This window comes from Martinezella hainanensis, assembly GCF_900094555.1.
GTDB classification, from domain to species: Bacteria; Pseudomonadota; Alphaproteobacteria; order Rhizobiales; family Rhizobiaceae; genus Rhizobium; species Rhizobium hainanense.
Map to the genome: position 1 here is coordinate 1,017,092 of NZ_FMAC01000001.1, position 16,451 is coordinate 1,033,542.

15 protein-coding genes and 1 other RNA gene are annotated in these 16,451 nt (G+C 60.9%); 10 read left to right on the forward strand and 6 right to left on the reverse strand.

Translation table 11 applies throughout. The features are described 5' to 3' along the window. Positions 1 to 102: 102 nt before the first annotated feature. A complete protein-coding gene (locus tag GA0061100_RS04945) occupies positions 103 to 585 on the reverse strand; it encodes an SRPBCC domain-containing protein (protein WP_075851567.1) in 483 nt (160 codons plus the stop codon). A 73-nt stretch (positions 586 to 658) separates the two neighbouring features. Here GA0061100_RS04945 and GA0061100_RS04950 point away from each other — a divergent pair, with 73 nt between their 5' ends. Further along, a complete protein-coding gene (locus GA0061100_RS04950) occupies positions 659 to 982 on the forward strand; it encodes an ArsR/SmtB family transcription factor (protein WP_075851568.1) in 324 nt (107 codons plus the stop codon). 36 nt (positions 983 to 1,018) lie between these two features. Here GA0061100_RS04950 and GA0061100_RS04955 read toward each other — a convergent pair whose 3' ends face one another. Continuing rightward, the gene (locus GA0061100_RS04955) at positions 1,019 to 1,882 is read right to left on the reverse strand and encodes a helix-turn-helix transcriptional regulator (RefSeq protein WP_075851569.1); all 864 of its coding nucleotides are present in this window, start codon (positions 1,880 to 1,882) and stop codon (positions 1,019 to 1,021) included. Between the two features lie 101 nt (positions 1,883 to 1,983). Here GA0061100_RS04955 and GA0061100_RS04960 point away from each other — a divergent pair, with 101 nt between their 5' ends. Together GA0061100_RS04960 and GA0061100_RS04965 are read left to right on the forward strand one after the other, a co-directional pair. Continuing rightward, positions 1,984 to 2,799: an SDR family oxidoreductase gene (locus tag GA0061100_RS04960; protein ID WP_075851906.1), complete on the forward strand. Its 816-nt coding sequence runs from the start codon at positions 1,984 to 1,986 to the stop codon at positions 2,797 to 2,799. Positions 2,800 to 2,846: 47 nt separating this feature from the next. Beyond that, a complete protein-coding gene (locus GA0061100_RS04965; protein ID WP_075851570.1) occupies positions 2,847 to 3,563 on the forward strand; it encodes an SDR family oxidoreductase in 717 nt (238 codons plus the stop codon). Between the two features lie 39 nt (positions 3,564 to 3,602). Here GA0061100_RS04965 and GA0061100_RS04970 read toward each other — a convergent pair whose 3' ends face one another. Further along, positions 3,603 to 4,040, reverse strand: a complete 438-nt coding sequence (locus GA0061100_RS04970; protein WP_083961270.1) for a MarR family winged helix-turn-helix transcriptional regulator — start codon at positions 4,038 to 4,040, stop codon at positions 3,603 to 3,605. A 325-nt stretch (positions 4,041 to 4,365) separates the two neighbouring features. Here GA0061100_RS04970 and GA0061100_RS04975 point away from each other — a divergent pair, with 325 nt between their 5' ends. Beyond that, positions 4,366 to 6,165 carry a chloride channel protein gene (locus tag GA0061100_RS04975; protein WP_075851571.1) on the forward strand — a complete coding sequence of 600 codons (1,800 nt, stop codon included), beginning with the start codon at positions 4,366 to 4,368 and terminating at the stop codon, positions 6,163 to 6,165. A gap of 92 nt (positions 6,166 to 6,257) precedes the next feature. Here GA0061100_RS04975 and ssrS read toward each other — a convergent pair. The 3 genes from ssrS to GA0061100_RS04990 form a co-directional block, all read right to left on the reverse strand. Continuing rightward, a non-coding RNA gene (ssrS, locus tag GA0061100_RS04980) (6S RNA) lies at positions 6,258 to 6,416 on the reverse strand. Positions 6,417 to 6,549: 133 nt separating this feature from the next. Continuing rightward, positions 6,550 to 6,927, reverse strand: a complete 378-nt coding sequence (locus GA0061100_RS04985) for a cell division protein ZapA (protein WP_075851572.1) — start codon at positions 6,925 to 6,927, stop codon at positions 6,550 to 6,552. 47 nt (positions 6,928 to 6,974) lie between these two features. Next, positions 6,975 to 7,250: a DUF4164 domain-containing protein gene (locus GA0061100_RS04990; RefSeq protein ID WP_015341018.1), complete on the reverse strand. Its 276-nt coding sequence runs from the start codon at positions 7,248 to 7,250 to the stop codon at positions 6,975 to 6,977. A gap of 402 nt (positions 7,251 to 7,652) precedes the next feature. Between GA0061100_RS04990 and tkt the strand changes: the two genes are divergently transcribed. The 6 genes from tkt to GA0061100_RS05020 all read left to right on the forward strand — a co-directional run bounded on the left by tkt (position 7,653) and on the right by GA0061100_RS05020 (position 16,336). Beyond that, positions 7,653 to 9,635, forward strand: coding sequence for a transketolase (gene tkt, locus GA0061100_RS04995; RefSeq protein ID WP_075851573.1), 1,983 nt, complete (start codon positions 7,653 to 7,655; stop codon positions 9,633 to 9,635). 63 nt (positions 9,636 to 9,698) lie between these two features. Then, positions 9,699 to 10,709 carry a type I glyceraldehyde-3-phosphate dehydrogenase gene (gene gap / locus GA0061100_RS05000; RefSeq protein ID WP_047629093.1) on the forward strand — a complete coding sequence of 337 codons (1,011 nt, stop codon included), beginning with the start codon at positions 9,699 to 9,701 and terminating at the stop codon, positions 10,707 to 10,709. Between the two features lie 2 nt (positions 10,710 to 10,711). After that, positions 10,712 to 11,296 carry a putative glycolipid-binding domain-containing protein gene (locus tag GA0061100_RS05005; RefSeq protein WP_075851574.1) on the forward strand — a complete coding sequence of 195 codons (585 nt, stop codon included), beginning with the start codon at positions 10,712 to 10,714 and terminating at the stop codon, positions 11,294 to 11,296. 319 nt (positions 11,297 to 11,615) lie between these two features. Continuing rightward, a complete protein-coding gene (locus GA0061100_RS05010) occupies positions 11,616 to 13,466 on the forward strand; it encodes a potassium/proton antiporter (RefSeq protein WP_075851575.1) in 1,851 nt (616 codons plus the stop codon). A 173-nt stretch (positions 13,467 to 13,639) separates the two neighbouring features. After that, positions 13,640 to 14,842, forward strand: coding sequence for a phosphoglycerate kinase (locus tag GA0061100_RS05015; RefSeq protein ID WP_075851576.1), 1,203 nt, complete (start codon positions 13,640 to 13,642; stop codon positions 14,840 to 14,842). A gap of 231 nt (positions 14,843 to 15,073) precedes the next feature. Next, positions 15,074 to 16,336 (forward strand): serine hydrolase domain-containing protein, encoded by a 1,263-nt coding sequence (locus tag GA0061100_RS05020; RefSeq protein WP_075851577.1) that lies wholly within the window; start codon positions 15,074 to 15,076, stop codon positions 16,334 to 16,336. Positions 16,337 to 16,451 lie beyond the last annotated feature (115 nt).

A 16,451-nucleotide genomic window follows, 5' to 3' on the forward strand; every position in this document is an offset into this window, starting at 1 on the left:
TGGAAACAATCAGGCCCGGCGCCGAAATCAGCACCGGGCCGCTGACCGATGGCCAGAAAGGGGATCAGGAAGGCGGTGACCGTCGATACGGCTTGCCGGAACTTAGCGATCCGGCGCCTCCGCCGGCTCTCCGCGCATTTCGCTCAGGAAGAACCCTTCGCGCAGGTTGATGCCGTATTCGACGAAAGCCTTCATGCAGCAGAGCATCTGCGTCCAGCCCTCGCAATTCAGATAGGTGCCGCGGCGACCGGCCTCATCTTCGCGCCAGCCGGTTTCCTCGATGATGACGAGCGTACCGCCATCGTCCAAGGCGTCGAACGTCATCTCGACCTTCGTTCTGTAGCGGACGCCATCCTCGCCCGTGCCGCCCTCCCAGTGAAAGACGATGCGCTTGTTGTCCTCGACCTCATTGACCTCGACGGGAGCGTTCTTCCACCAGATGACCGTCGTTCCCGCCACGAGCGGCGCGCTGGCGCCGCCGACTGTCGTGAAATAGCTCGAAAGCTTCTTCGGATTGACGACAGCATCGAAGACTTCACCGACCTGGCGGCCGATCCGTCCTGAAATCCGAACATTCAATGTCATGGCATCTCCTCCGTTGTCCGTTTGTCACTATCGCTCCATTGCGAGCAGCCCCATTATGTTATAAAAACATAACATGTCAAACGAATCGGACAACGACCTGATTTTCAAGGCCCTTGCGCATCGTCGCCGACGCGAAATCCTCGATATGCTCAAGGATGCGCCGCGAACCACCGGCATGCTCTGCGAGGCATTCACCGATATGGATCGCTGCACTGTCATGCTGCATCTGAAGGTGCTGGAGGACGCAGATCTCGTAATCGCCAAGAAAGAGGGACGCGAGCGCTGGAACCATTTGAACAGCCTGCCGATCAAACAGGTCCACGACCGCTGGATCAGCGCCTATGCCGGCCACGCCCTCTCCATCCTCGATCAGTTGAAAAAGGATCTAGAGGATTAAGAAGAAAGGGGCGACTGCCGCCGAAGGAGCCCGGACTTAGGCGGCACCAGTCCGGCTCAACAGTCGCTTCAGCCGGTCGTTCGTCCCGTCCTCGTCAAGCGGCGTATAGACCACCAGCTTCATGTCAGCACGGTCCATGACGGCAAGCGCAGTATATTCGAATGTCATCAACCCGCCTTCCGGATGGCGCAGGCGCTTGTGACCCGTCAGCGGCCGCAGCACATCCTGCCTCGGCCACCACGCGCGAAATTCGGGGCTCGCCTGCGTCAAGATGGCGATCAGCCGCTCGAAATCGGGATCGCCGGCGTAACGAGCACTGTCGGCGCGAAACATCGCCAACGAATTCGCCGCCACGATCTCCCAATCGACGAGAAGCTGCCTATGGGCGGGGTCGGTAAACACCCGATGGACACTGTTGCGCTTATCGCCCTGCAGCAGGGCATAATCGCCGAAAAGCGCGACCGCCGCGGCATTCCAGGCCAGCACGTCCCAACGCCGACCGAGAACATAGGCCGGTTGGCCGGTAAGGCTCGCAAGCATGCGCCGCAGAGCGTCCGGCACATCCTCAGGCCCGCGCGACGGAGCTTCCGCAGACGGCCGATCACTCAGCGTAAAGAGATGCCGGCGCTCGGCCGGATCAAGGCGCAGCGCGTCGGCCAGCGCCGATAGAACCTCAGCGGAGGGACGGACGTCCCGGCCCTGTTCCAGCCATGTGTACCAGGTGGTGCCGACACCGGCGAGAAGCGCCACCTCCTCGCGCCTGAGACCCGGTGTGCGCCGGCGAAATCCTTCCGGAAGTCCAACGCCTGCAGGCGTCAGCTTTTCCCGACGGGAGCGCAGGAAGGCGCCAAACTCGCGACGTCTGGCTTCGAGAATGGTTTGACTCTGATTGATGGTCATTGTTCATCATAGCAGTATTGATACCAGGATAAAGTCAGAACTGTTTACCCTTGCCGCAAGCTGCCAAATATCAAATCGAAGACATTATGGAGGCAGTAATGATGGACATGAGCGCCAAGACGATCCTGATCACAGGCTCAACGGACGGAGTCGGTCGCCGGGTTGCGGAAAGGCTGGCCGCTGCCGGTGCCACTGTGCTGATACATGGCCGCAACGTGGCACGCGCAGAAGAAGTCGCTTCCGGGATTCGCGGTGCGGGCGGCAAAGCGGCCATCCATATCAGCGATCTCTCGTCACTGAACGAGGTCCGGATCTTGGCAGATACCATCGAACGCGACTATGACCGCCTCGATGGTCTGATCAACAATGCAGGCATCGGCACCAGCGACGGCGCCGGGCGCCAGGTGAGCCAGGACGGATACGAGCTGCGCTTTGCGGTGAATTATCTCGCCGGCTTCCTGCTGACGCGCCGTCTTCTGCCATTCTTGAAGACTGGCCACCCTGCCCGCATCGTCAATGTATCCTCCGCCGGTCAGCAGCCCATCGACTTCTCCGACGTCATGCTGACGCGCGGCTATAGCGGCGTACGTGCCTACTGCCAGAGCAAGCTGGCGCAGATCATGTTGACCTTCGATCTTGCAGAGGAACTTGCCGGCTCCGGCGTCACAGCCAACTGCCTGCATCCGGCGACCTATATGGATACGACCATGGTGCGCCAGGCAGGCGTTGCACCGATAAGTACCGTCGAACAAGGCGCCGATGCGATCCTCAACCTTGCGGCAGGCCGTGATCTGAAGGGGCGTACAGGCCTCTATTTCGACGGATTGCGCCCCTCCCGCGCCAATGCGCAAGCCTATGACCTGACTGCTCGCCACGAGCTGCGAAAGCTCAGCCGCAGCCTCACCGACCTGGCTTGAACCACAACCTTCCCACCACTCCCTAGGTCTCATGAAAGGAGACACTCGTGTCGTCTCAACACGTCGTTATTGTCGGTGGCTCATCCGGCATCGGCCTTGCAACCGCAGCCCATCTTCTCGAAAAAGGATATCGGGTCACGATCACAGGCCGCAACACCACGAAACTGCAAACAGCAACGCAGGGCCTGAAGGGCGATGTTGCCACAAGCACCATGGATGCAGCCGACCTCACGGGTCTTCCCGCCGCCTTCCAGGCAATCGGTCCCCTCGATCATCTCGTCCTGGCATTGGGCGGTGGAAACGGGGCTGGCCCCTTTGCCTCCGTCGATCTTGCCGATGTCAGAAAAGGTTTCGAACAGAAGACGATGGCGCATTTCGCCTGTGCGCAGGCTTGCCTTCCTCATCTTTCGAAACAGGGCAGCATCACCTTCGTCTCCGCCGTCTCGGCGCAGGCGGCCATGCCCGGAACCGCTGGGCTCGGAGCCATCAATGCCGCCATTGCCGCCTTGGCACCGATCCTCGCCGTGGAACTCAAGCCCATCCGGGTGAACTGTGTCTCCCCAGGCGTCGTCGACACGCCCTGGTGGGATTTCCTAAACGAAGAACAGAAGGAGCTGACCTTCGCCAGCTTCGCGGCACGCACGCCGGTCGGCCGCGTCGGCAGCCCGCTGGAGATCGCCGAAGCCATCGCCTTCCTGATCGGCAACGGCTTCACCAGCGGCCATACGCTGATCTGCGACGGCGGTATCCGCCTGGGTCAATAATCCCCGCGCCATTGCCGGTATCATCAGGCAATGGCGCTCTCAATCATTGCGGACACCAGCCTGAAGCTGCGTGAGGATCTCGATCAGCTTGGGAGCCATTTCTCGGATTTCGACCAGATGGATCGAGCTCAGCGTTTGAAGAACCTCTTCGGACTTTTCCGTCAATTGCAGCGTCTGGCGGCGTTTGTCCGTGGGATCGGGGTGGCGGGTGACATAGCCGCCGTCAATCAACCGTCCCACAAGCTCTGTCGCCGTATGAGGGGCAATCAGCAGCTTTTCCGCGAGCATGCCGATCGTCATCGCCTCACCGGCACCGTTTCCCTTGATGGCAAGCAGCGCCTGATGCTGCTGCGGCGGCAGGCCCGCCTCATGCGCCGCCGAGGTACTGAAATCCATGAATTTGCGCAGCGTATAGCGCAACGTCGCCAGCGCTTCATAATCCGCCTGAGAAAGGGTTTCGTCCAAACGTCGCACCATCAAATTATCCTCATTGCCGCGGTTCGCGGTCCTAAAGCATGTCGCGCAAAATCTTCAGCGGTTTTGCGGCAACGACAGGCTCAAGATCAAGGACCTAAAGCGCCGGAAGCGAATCCGAAAGATCCTGATACGCTCAGTTGATTTATATCGTATTACGATATATTTGCCATCTCGAAGCGGAGAGCGGCTGAAGGGCGGCCGCGCGCTTAGAGCATTTCCAGGAAAAGTGCGCAGCGGTTTTCCGTCCGGAATGCGTAAAACAGGAAGATGGAGCGCTTTCGCCGTTCGAAGAAAAGCGAAAGCGCTCTGGCACAGAAGGCCTCCCATGCAGGACATACCCACCTCACAAAGTCACGGCCACGATTTTTCCGGCGGGGCCTCCCGCAAGGACAATGGCGATTTCACCACGGACAAGCGCGTCCTGGTACTGATTGCCATGGCGCTCGTCGTCGGCACCGGCGGCGCATTCGCCGCCTGGGTGCTCATCAATCTCATCGCGCTCGTCAGCAACGCCGTCTGGCTATTCAAGATCAGCACCGAGCCGCTCTCCTTCGCCATGGTGGCGCGTTCGCCCTGGATGGTGGCTGCCCCCATTCTCGGCGGTCTCGTCATCGGCCTGATGGCGCGTTACGGCTCTGAGAAAATTCGCGGCCACGGCATTCCCGAGGCCATCGAGGCGATCCTGATCGGCGGCAGCCGCATGTCGCCGAAGGTGGCGGTGCTGAAGCCCCTGTCATCGGCGATCTCGATCGGCTCCGGCGGCCCCTTCGGTGCGGAAGGTCCGATCATCATGACGGGCGGCGCCATCGGTTCGCTCTTTGCGCAGTTCTTTCATATGAGTGCCGCCGAGAGAAAGACGCTGCTGGTTGCCGGCGCTGCGGCTGGCATGACGGCCGTGTTCGGCACACCGATCGCGGCCGTCATGCTTGCCGTTGAATTGCTGCTCTTCGAATGGAAGCCGCGCAGCTTCATTCCCGTCGCCGTCGCAGCCTGCATCTCGGTCGTCTGGCGGCCGTTCCTGATCGGCAGCGGCGCGCTCTTCCCCGCCCATTTCGACATGTCGCTTTCGTGGTGGGGCATCGTGCTGGCCGCCGGCCTCGGCATCGTCTCCGGCCTGCAATCCGGCCTGCTGACGACGCTGCTCTACAAGATCGAGGATGCCTTCGAGAAGCTGCCGATCCACTGGATGTGGTGGCCCGCACTCGGCGGCCTCGTTGTCGGTCTTGGCGGCCTGATCGAGCCGCGTGCGCTGGGCGTCGGCTACGACATCATTGCCGATCTCTTGCACAGCCGCATCGCCGTCGGCGCCGTCCTGGCAATCCTGCTGGTCAAGGCCGGCATCTGGCTGGTGGCACTGTCTTCTGGCACCTCGGGCGGCGTTCTGGCGCCGCTGCTCATCCTCGGCGGCGCGCTGGGTTGGCTCGTCGGCCTCGTCCTGCCCGGCGACCCCGGCTTCTGGGCGATGCTCGGCATGGCGGCCATGATGGGCGGCACGATGCGCGCGCCGCTGACAGGCACCTTCTTCGCCGTCGAGTTGACCGGAGATACGAGCGCACTTGTGCCGCTGCTGGCGGCAACGGTCGCGGCCTATGCCGTCACCGTCCTGCTGTTGAAGCGATCGATTCTGACGGAAAAGATCGCCCGTCGCGGCCAGCATATCACCCGAGAATATGGCATCGACCCGTTCGAGCTCACCCGTGCCCGCGACATCATGATCGCCAAGGTGGACACCTTGCCCGCATCCATGCGTCTGTCGGAAGCGCTGACGCAGATGACGGAGCAGCCGGATGCCCATCGCTTCTATCCCGTCGTCGGAGAGAATGATCGCCTCGTGGGCATGATCTCGCGCGCCGACGCCCTGCGCTGGCAGAGCGAGCCTGAACTCATGGATCAGTCGCTCTATGATGTGATCTCGGATACGTCGCTGCCGGTCGCCCATGCGGAGGACACCGTCGGTCGCGTCGCCGATATCATGATCCATGCCGATACGGGACGCGTTCCCGTCGTTGAACCGCAGACCGGCCGCCTCGTCGGCCTCATCGCCCGCAAGGATCTGCTGCGTCTGCGCAGCGCGACCAACCGCGCCGAACTCGAGCGTGGTGCCTATTTGCGATCGAAAAGTTAAGGGGAGGAGGAGTGGCGTCAGCGCGGCGAAAGAACTGCGCGGCGCCTTCCTTAGCCATAAGAAAACTTGGCCATCAGATAGCAAGAGATAAAGAGCGATCCACGACGACCGATGGATGTTTACGATCCTGGGTGCCTACAAACGTAGGTGGGCACCGTGTGTCCAGGCCCACGGGCCTAGTCAGGGACAGCTCCCTTTGGATCGAGTATGGCCCCAGGGATTGTGGTTCCTGTCGGGAAGCGCAGACCGCTTGAACTATATAAAGAGGTTTCGGGTCTTGTACCAGAGGCCGGTAGCCGACATCCGCAGAAATAAACTCAAAGCACGTCGCGCAAAATCAAACATCTAAAGCGCAAGAAGCGAGGCTGTAAGGCCGCGAGCGCTTTAGGCCTGCTCGACGCCCGGCCGTTCCAGAAGCTTCTCGGTAATGCCGTGAATACGCGTCGTCACCTCATCGATGACGCTTGCCAGCGTCTCCTCGGCCCGCGCATTGGCAGCTACGGTCGTATCCCGGCTGCTGGCCAGGGTCTCCAGCTCGGCCTCCAGCGAAGACACTCGCCGCGTCAATTCGCTTACCTCGTCCATGATCATGATGCCGGCCATGACGGTCACCCGCAGATCACCGATTTCGCCGAACTGGCTCTTCAAGTGCATGACATAACGGTCGAAGCGATTGGCAAGATCCGTCAGATGGTCTTCCTGGCCCTCTTCGCAGGCCATCCGGTATGCTTTGCCGTCGATCGTTACCGTTACTTGTGCCATTCGACTTTCCGATCATTGCCGCACTGCGACGGCTGCCTCCCGAGGGATCAGCGGTCCAGCACGGCTCTTATGGTTTCCATCGCCGTGACAAGCCGGCGCGACACTTCGCGATTGACCTCCTCGAGCCGGTTCGCCCGGAACTCGGCCTGGTCCAACTCCTGGGCAAGACGAGACCGATCGGCGTGAACCCTGCGGACCTCGCCTTCTATATCGCTCTGCGCCCGTTCCCGCTCGAACCGTCCGTCAACCGCGCTTTCCAAAGTCGAAAGCGCCTGGCGCAATTGGGCGAGCGCCGCGTCCACCGTTTTGCCTGAAGGTGTCATACCCTTCGCATCTCCGCGCAAGGCCCGAATCAAAACATCCGGCCACTTGTCTGATTTCGCAACAATATTCAACTCGGCAACAGCACGTCAATAAAGGCTGTCATGTGGCAGCCCCCCTATTCTGTGGATGAATGCCGCCTTTGCCGCCTACACAGGCCTTGTCGCATGATTGTCGTCTTTTGTAAAAGTGAACGGGCAAATGTCAAAAAATTGCCCCGAGAGGGCCGGATTGGGTCCTCGATTTATTGACTTGCTCGCCCCAACTGCTATGTCTCGACCGCCTGAGGCGACGTTGAAAATGGCGTTCGAAAGAGCGCCTCCCCTTCACCCGCCTTTCAACCGATGGCCCTCCCTCCCAGGCGTGTGGCCATCCCCCGAACCCGGAAAACTGCGGAAAAACCCATGAACTCTCGCGAACAACACGACCGGATGGCAAATGCGATCCGTTTCCTTGCCATGGATGCTGTCGAGAAGGCCAATTCCGGTCACCCCGGTTTGCCGATGGGGATGGCTGATGTCGCCACCGTTCTCTTTAGCAAATATCTGCGCTTCGATCCGAAGAACCCGCTTTGGCCGGACCGTGACCGTTTCGTCCTGTCGGCCGGCCACGGCTCGATGCTGCTTTATTCGGTTCTCTATCTCACCGGCTATCCGGACATGACGGTCGAAGAGCTGACGCGCTTCCGCCAGCTCGGCTCCAAGACCGCCGGTCACCCGGAATACGGTCACGCCACCGGCATCGAAACCACCACCGGCCCGCTTGGTCAGGGCATTGCCAATGCCGTCGGCATGGCGATCGCCGAGCGCAAGCTGCGCGAAGAATTCGGTTCGGAGCTTCAGGATCACTACACCTACGCCATGTGCGGCGACGGCTGCCTGATGGAAGGCATCAGCCATGAAGCCATCGCGCTGGCCGGCCATCTCAAGCTCAACAAGCTGATCCTGTTCTGGGACAACAACTCCATTACCATCGACGGCGCCGTCTCTCTCTCGGATTCGACCGACCAGATCATGCGCTTCAAGGCCGTCCACTGGAACACGATCGAAGTCGACGGTCACGACCAGGCCGCCATCAGCGCTGCCATCGAAGCCGCTCACAAGTCCGACCGCCCGACGCTCATCGCCTGCAAGACGATCATCGGCTTCGGCGCTCCGAACAAGCAGGGCACGCACAAGGTCCACGGCTCGCCGCTCGGCGCCGAGGAAATTGCCGCCACCCGCGTTGCGCTCAACTGGCCTTACGAGCCCTTCGTCATCCCGAACGACGTCCTCGGTGAATGGCGCGCTGCCGGCGAACGCTCCGTCGGCACTCGCGAAGCCTGGGAAGGCCGCCTTGCCGCAGCCGACGCTGCCAAGAAGGCCGAATTCACCCGCCGCTTCGATCACAAGCTGCCGGCCGGCTTCGACGCCGCCATCAGCGACTACAAGAAGAAGCTCGCCGAAACCAAGCCGACGGTCGCAACCCGCAAGGCATCGGAAGACGCGCTCGAAGTCATCAACGGCTTCATTCCGGAAACGATCGGCGGCTCCGCCGACCTGACGCCGTCGAACAACACCAAGACCAGCCAGATGAAGTCGATCACCCCGACCGATTTCTCCGGCCGTTACATGCACTGGGGCATCCGCGAACACGGCATGGCTGCCGCGATGAACGGCATTTCCCTGCACGGCGGTCTCATCCCCTATAGCGGCGGCTTCCTGATCTTCTCGGATTATTGCCGTCCGCCGCTCCGCCTCGCCGCCCTGATGGGCATCCGCGCCATCCACGTCCTGACGCATGATTCTATCGGCGTCGGCGAAGACGGCCCGACCCACCAGCCGGTCGAGCAGGTCGCAAGCCTGCGCGCCATCCCGAACTTCCAGCTCTTCCGCCCGGCGGACGCAACGGAAACGGCCGAATGCTGGCAGATCGCCATCAAGACGACCAACCGTCCGTCCGGCCTCGCGCTGACCCGTCAGAACCTGCTGGCCGCTCGTACCGAGTACAGCGAGAAGAACCTCTGCGAACAGGGCGCCTACACGCTGGCCGGCAATGCCGACGCCAAGGTGACGATCTTCGCTTCCGGTTCGGAAGTCGAGCTTGCCGTTGCCGCCCGCACGGCTCTTGAAGGCAAGGGCGTCTCCACGCGCGTCGTTTCCGTTCCCTGCACCGAGCTCTTCTTCGAGCAGCCGGACGCCTACCGCAAGGAAGTCATCGGCAACTCTCCGGTCAAGGTTGCCGTCGAAGCCGGCGTTCGCGAAGGCTGGGATGCCTTCATCGGACCGGAAGGCGCCTTCATCGGCATGAAGGGCTTCGGCGCTTCCGCTCCGTACAAGGACGTCTACAAGCACTTCGGCATCACGACGGAAGCCGTTGTCGCCGCCGCTGAAGCAAAGCTTTCCTGAGGGCGCTGACAAGCGCTCTCAAATCCAATAGATAAACACCCTGAGTGAAAGGGAGTGACATTCATGACTGTAAAAGTTGCCATCAATGGCTTTGGCCGTATCGGCCGTAACGTTCTGCGCGCAATCGTCGAATCCGGCCGCACCGATATCGAAGTCGTTGCCATCAACGACCTCGGCCCGGTTGAAACCAACGCACACCTGCTGCGTTACGACTCCATCCACGGCAAGTTCCCCGCCGACGTGAAGGTCGAAGGCGACACGATCATCGTTGGCGGCGGCAAGCCGATCAAGGTCACGGCGATCAAGGACCCGGCAACCCTGCCGCACCGCGATCTCGGCGTCGACATCGCGATGGAATGCACGGGCATCTTCACCGCCCGCGACAAGGCCGCCGCTCACCTGACGGCCGGTGCCAAGCGCGTCATCGTTTCGGCTCCTGCTGACGGCGCCGACCTCACCGTCGTTTTCGGCGTCAACCACGACCAGCTCACCAAGGAGCATCTGGTCATCTCCAACGCCTCCTGCACCACGAACTGCCTGGTGCCGGTCGTGAAGGTACTCGACGACGCCGTCGGCATCGACCACGGCTTCATGACGACGATCCATTCCTACACTGGTGACCAGCCGACGCTCGACACCATGCACAAGGACCTGTACCGCGCACGCGCCGCAGCCCTGTCCATGATCCCGACCTCGACGGGTGCTGCAAAGGCCGTTGGTCTCGTGCTGCCGCACCTGAAGGGCAAGCTCGACGGCACGTCGATCCGCGTTCCCACCCCGAACGTCTCGGTCGTCGACTTCAAGTTCGTGTCCAAGAAGGCAACGACGGTCGGCGAAATCAACGAAGCCATCAAGGCTGCATCGAACGGCAAGCTGAAGGGCATCCTCGGCTACACCGACGAGCCGCTGGTTTCCCGCGACTTCAACCATGACAGCCACTCGTCGATCTTCGCGACCGACCAGACCAAGGTCATGGAAGGCAACTTCGTGCGCGTCCTGTCCTGGTACGACAACGAGTGGGGCTTCTCCAGCCGCATGTCCGACACGGCCGTCGCCTTCGCAAAGCTGATCTGATCATGGCCTTCCGCCCGCTCCTTCCGACGACAGTCCGCTGGCGTCCCATGGAAGGAGACGGGCTGGAGCACCTGACGATCGCTCCTATCGACAATGCCGGCGCTGCGGTTATCCGCGCCGCCGGCATTGTCATTGGTGGCCGTGGCGGCACGCCCTATGGCGTCTCCTACCGCATCGACTGCGCCGCCGATTGGGCCGTTCTTTCCTTCTCCGTCGAAACCACCGATGGCCGCCGTCTGGCGCTGATCTCGGACGGCAAGGGACATTGGCGCACCGAGGATGGCACGGCGCTGACGCAATTCGACGGCTGCGTCGATATCGATCTCTATGGCTCGCCCTTCACCAACAGCCTGCCGATCCGTCGGCTTGACATGACGCCGGAAAGCGGGACAGCCAGGCTCTCCATGCTCTATATCCCGTTCGACACCTTCGAGCCGATGCGCGACGGCCAGCACTATACCTGCATCGTGCCGGAAAAACTTTATCGCTACGCCGCCGAAGACAGGAATTTCACTGTCGATCTTCCGGTCGACGAGGATGGGCTGGTGATCGATTATCCGATCTATTTCAGGCGCACAGCCGTCTGAGCGGCCGGCAAGGCGCGCTCACGCATCCTCTTAAAAACATTTCGATTTTTCATCCCCTGCCCTGCTATGGTCCAGATTTACCAGTAAATTTCGAAGCTGGAAGTCTCCTAGGGCGTTTCGAGCCGCTTTGCCGTTCTGGCAAGGCGCATCACATCATGACGATGCAGTCGTCGGAAAGAGTTTCGATCCATGAACTCTCCTCCGAACGAATTCCGTGTTTGCCAATTTGCCAGGCACGGCGACATGATGGAAACTGGGAAGACCTCCGGCATTCCGGGCTTTTGGCCCCAGCAGTGGCGCACGGAAAGGGGAAGACAAGGTGGAGGCATTTTACGTCATCGTGCTGATCAGCACGGTTCTCATTCTCATTGCGGCCTTCTCCAGCCTCCTCGCCTTCCGTTTCGGCGCCCCCTTGCTGCTGCTCTTCCTGATGATCGGCCTTGCCGCCGGTACGGACGGGCTCGGCATCGAGTTCTCCAATAATTATCTCGCCTATATCCTCGGCTCTCTGGCGCTTGCCATCATTCTTTTCGACTCCGGTTACGGCACGCCGATCCAGGCCTTCAAGCTCGCCGCAGCGCCGGCGCTGACCATCGCCTCCGTTGGCGTCATCGTAACCGCCGCATTGTTCGGCCTCGCCACCACCTGGCTGCTCGGCTTCACCTGGCTGCAGGGCCTGCTGCTCGGCTCCATCGTCGCCTCGACGGATGCGGCCGCCGTCTTCTTCCTGCTGCGCATCGGCGGCATCAATATCCGTGACAAGGTGCGCTCGACGCTGGAAGTCGAATCCGGCACCAACGACCCGATGGCGATCTTCCTGACGCTTGCCTTAGTCGAGCTGCTCGCAAGTGGCGAAGGCTACGCCGGCATCAACCTCGCCATGCTCGCAACCTTCGTCCAGCAGATGGGGCTTGGCGTCATCCTCGGCCTGCTCGGCGGCATGATGATCGTCCTCATCGTCAGCCGCCTGGAAACCGATCGCGGCCTGACACCCATCTTCGTGCTGGCGCTGGCGCTGCTCGTCTTCTCCTTTACTGGCGCCGTCGGCGGCAGCGGCTTCCTGGCCGTCTATGTCGCCGGCATCTATGCCGGCAATCGCAAGCTGCCGGCATCCGCCTCGATCAAGCGTTTCCAGGACGGCATGACCTGGCTCGCACAGATCATCATGTTTCTTGTTCTCGGCCTGCTCGCGACCCCATCGGAATTTCCGGCAATCGCCATCCCCGCCGTGGCGCTGGCGCTGTTCCTGATCTTCATTGCCCGCCCGATCGCCGTCTGGCTCTGCCTGCTGCCTTTCGACTATACCCAGCGCGAGACCGGCTTCGTCTCATGGGTGGGCCTGCGCGGCGCAGTCTCCATTCTTCTGGCGATCATACCGATCCTCGGCGGCCTGCAGGCGGGTCAGACCTATTTCAACGTCGCCTTCATCGTCGTGCTGGTATCGCTGCTCGTCCAGGGCTGGACCATCAAGCCGATGGCGCGCCGGCTTGGCCTCATCGTTCCCCCGCGCATGGGAGCAATCGACAAGGTCGAGGTCGACCTGCCCGGCACGGTCAACCACGAACTCCTCTCCTACCGTGTCGTGAAAGACAGCCCCGTCCTTCGCGGCGAGCGCATCCCGCGCTGGGCGACCCCATCGCTCATCGTGCGCGACGGCAAATCCATGCGCTATCAATATGCCGGCCGCCTGCGCGAAAGCGATATCGTCTATCTTTTCGTCTCTCCCAACTACTCGCGCCTGCTCGACCGCCTTTTCGCCAGCCGCGCACCGGTCGATCCCGAGGACGCCGAATTCTTCGGCGCCTTCTCGATCTCACCGTTGCGCCCGGCCGCAGATCTCGATGCGGCTTACGGACCGGGGCTTTTGAGCGAGCAGGAAAAGGGCCTTACTATCGCGGAGCTCATGCGCCATCGTCTCGGCGGCAAGGCCGACTATGCGGACCGTGTTCGTCTCGGCGAGATCATACTCATCGTCAGGGATCTCGACGAGAACGATCATATCCAATCGGTCGGCATGTCGCTCGAAGCGGTGGAACCGCCCGCCATCATGCCGATCTTCATCAATTTCCATGATATTCTGAACAGCATCCGCGCCTATCTGCAGAAGCGGCGCGAGCGCGCGAATGAAGCTGTTTCAGACGATTCGAGTACAGGCAAAAACGACGCCTGAACCGCTTGAGCAATTCCAGGAAAACTGCGCAGCGGTTTTCCGTTCAAAATTGCAAAAAACTAAGGAGATAGAACCGTTCAGCGACCCCATGAAACGCCGAACGGTTCTTGCGTCTCCGATCATCCGTAGTATGGTCGGCGCGCTTTTCGCCACCAACAATATTGGATCCTCCCATGGCAGCCTTCAAAACTCTCGACGATCTCACCGACATCACCGGCAAGCGCGTGCTCGTGCGCGTCGACCTCAACGTGCCGGTCAAGGATGGCAAGGTCACCGATGCGACCCGCATCGAACGTGTCGCCCCGACGATTCTCGAATTGTCGGAAAAGGGCGCCAAGGTCATCCTGCTCGCCCATTTCGGCCGCCCGAAGGATGGCCCTTCGCCGGATCTTTCCCTCGGCCTCATCGTACCGGCCGTCGAAGAAGTGCTGGATCACGCCGTTCTGTTCGCGTCCGATTGCATCGGCGCCCCGGCAGCCGACGCTGTTGCCAAGATGAACAATGGCGACATCCTGCTGCTTGAAAACACCCGCTTCCATAAGGAAGAAGAGAAGAACGACGCAGCCTTCACCAAGGCGCTCGCCGCCAATGGCGACGTCTATGTCAACGACGCCTTCTCGGCCGCCCATCGCGCCCATTCCTCCACAGAAGGCCTTGCCCAGTTGCTGCCGGCCTATGCTGGCCGCACGATGCAGGCCGAGCTTGAGGCCCTGGAAAAGGGCCTCGGCAATCCGGTCCGTCCGGTCGTCGCCATCGTCGGCGGCGCCAAGGTTTCCACCAAGATCGATCTTCTGATGAACCTCGTGAAGAAGGTCGATGCGCTTGTCATCGGCGGTGGCATGGCCAATACCTTCCTCGCCGCTCGCGGCACCAATGTCGGCAAGTCGCTCTGCGAGCATGATCTGGCCGATACCGCCAAGCAGATCATGATCGAAGCTGCCACCGCCGGCTGCGCGATCGTGCTTCCGGAAGACGGCGTCGTCGCCCGCGAATTCAAGGCTGGCGCCGATAACGAAGTGGTCGCGATTGAAGCAATCCCCGCCGATGCCATGGTGCTTGATGTCGGCCCGAAGTCGGTCGAAGCGATCAACAGCTGGATCGGTCGCGCCACGACGCTGGTCTGGAACGGCCCGCTCGGCGCCTTCGAAATCGCTCCCTTCGACGCGGCGACCGTCGCGGTTGCCAAATATGCCGCTGAATGCACCAAGGCACGCAAGCTGACCTCGGTCGCCGGCGGCGGCGATACGGTTTCGGCGCTCAACCACGCCGGCGTTGCCGACGACTTCACCTATGTCTCGACGGCTGGCGGCGCATTCCTCGAATGGATGGAAGGCAAGGTCCTGCCTGGCGTCGCCGTTCTGCAGGCCGGTAAGTAATCAAGCCAGTATTTGAATGAATCAAAAGCCCCGGTCGCGATGCGATCGGGGCTTTTTGCTTTACGGTAATGGCCAGCGGAACGTTCAGGACAGAGCAAGTCAAAACTGCAACAATGGCAAGAATAGGTTTGCTGTGATATCGGAAAACAAACCATGTCAAATGGATGTTACGAAAGCACGGCACTAGGTTGCCCCACTTATAATAAAGGGGCCGAATAGAGGGGTTGCCATATGCTTGCTTGGCGCAGTTTTGTTGCTGTTCTTTCCGTAGTCTTAGTTGCTCAAATAGACATTGCTCGCGCCCAGCAGTTGCAGACGGCCGTTCCCGTCTTTTCCCCGACCGGACCAGACGCAGAGGCGTACGGTGAGAAACTCGGCTATCCCGTTGGTCTGCCGCTCGGCGAGCAACGCAACATGATCGGCAACTTCAGTCACGCCGATAAGCTTGCGCCAACGCACACCATCGCCGCCGCCGAACATCCACTGCCGCTCTTACGCGCCGCATCCGAGATTTCGGTCAAGTTCACCTTCGGCACCGAAACCGCCTCCTTGTCGAAGTATCTCGACACCAATCCCACCACGGGATTGCTGATTGCCCACAACGATACGATCCTGTTCGAACATTACCAATATGGCCGCACCGATCGCGACCGCCTTGTCTCGCAATCCATGGCGAAAACATTGACCGGCATGATGATCGGGATTGCGATTTCCGAGGGTGCCATTCACTCCATTGACGATACCGTGCAGACCTATGTGCCCGAGTTGAAGGGCACCGAGATGGGCAGCACGCCGATCCGCGCCTTGCTGCATATGGCCTCCGGCATCGCCTTCACCGAAAATTTCGGCAATCCAGACGACAATGTTCATCTCAGCAACTCATTGCTCGGTCCGGAAAAGCTCGACCCCATTACGGCCGTATCACGGTTCAACAAGCGGGTCGCCCCTCCGGATACAGTCTGGCACTACAGCAATCTCGACACCGAGGGCCTGAGCCTCGTCCTCACCCACGCCACCCATATGAGCATGGCGGACTATCTCCAGACCCGCATATGGCAGCCGATGGGTGCTGAAGCCAGCGCGAACTGGCAGGTCGACAAAACGGGCCAGGAAGTCGGCTACTGCTGCTTCAGTGCGACGCTTCGGGACTACGCCCGCTTTGGCATGCTGCTTGCCCATGATGGCGCCTTGAACGGCCGGCAGATCATCCCGCGCCAATGGCTGCTGGATGCGACGCAGCCGGTCAAGCAAGACTCGTTCCTTGCGGTCAATCACGAGACGAACCCCTGGGGCTACGGCTATCAGACCTGGCTGATGCCCGGTCCTCGCCGAACGTTCTTTCTGGATGGTCGGGCAGGCCAGCGCATCCTCGTCGATCCAACGACGCATCTGGTCCTCGTACACACTGCGGTACGTGCGAAGCCTGGCGATATAGGCAGCGCCGAGCTGGTCGAACTCTGGTCCAGCGTGCTCAAGCAGTTCCAGAATAACTGACGCGATCTTCATCCACGCCGCAAACTTGCAAGTCGGGGGGGGGGGTGAAGGGCGCCTCTCCTGAAAAGGTCGCTATAGCCTTTTGCTTTTACGCAATTCCGGACGGAAAACCGCT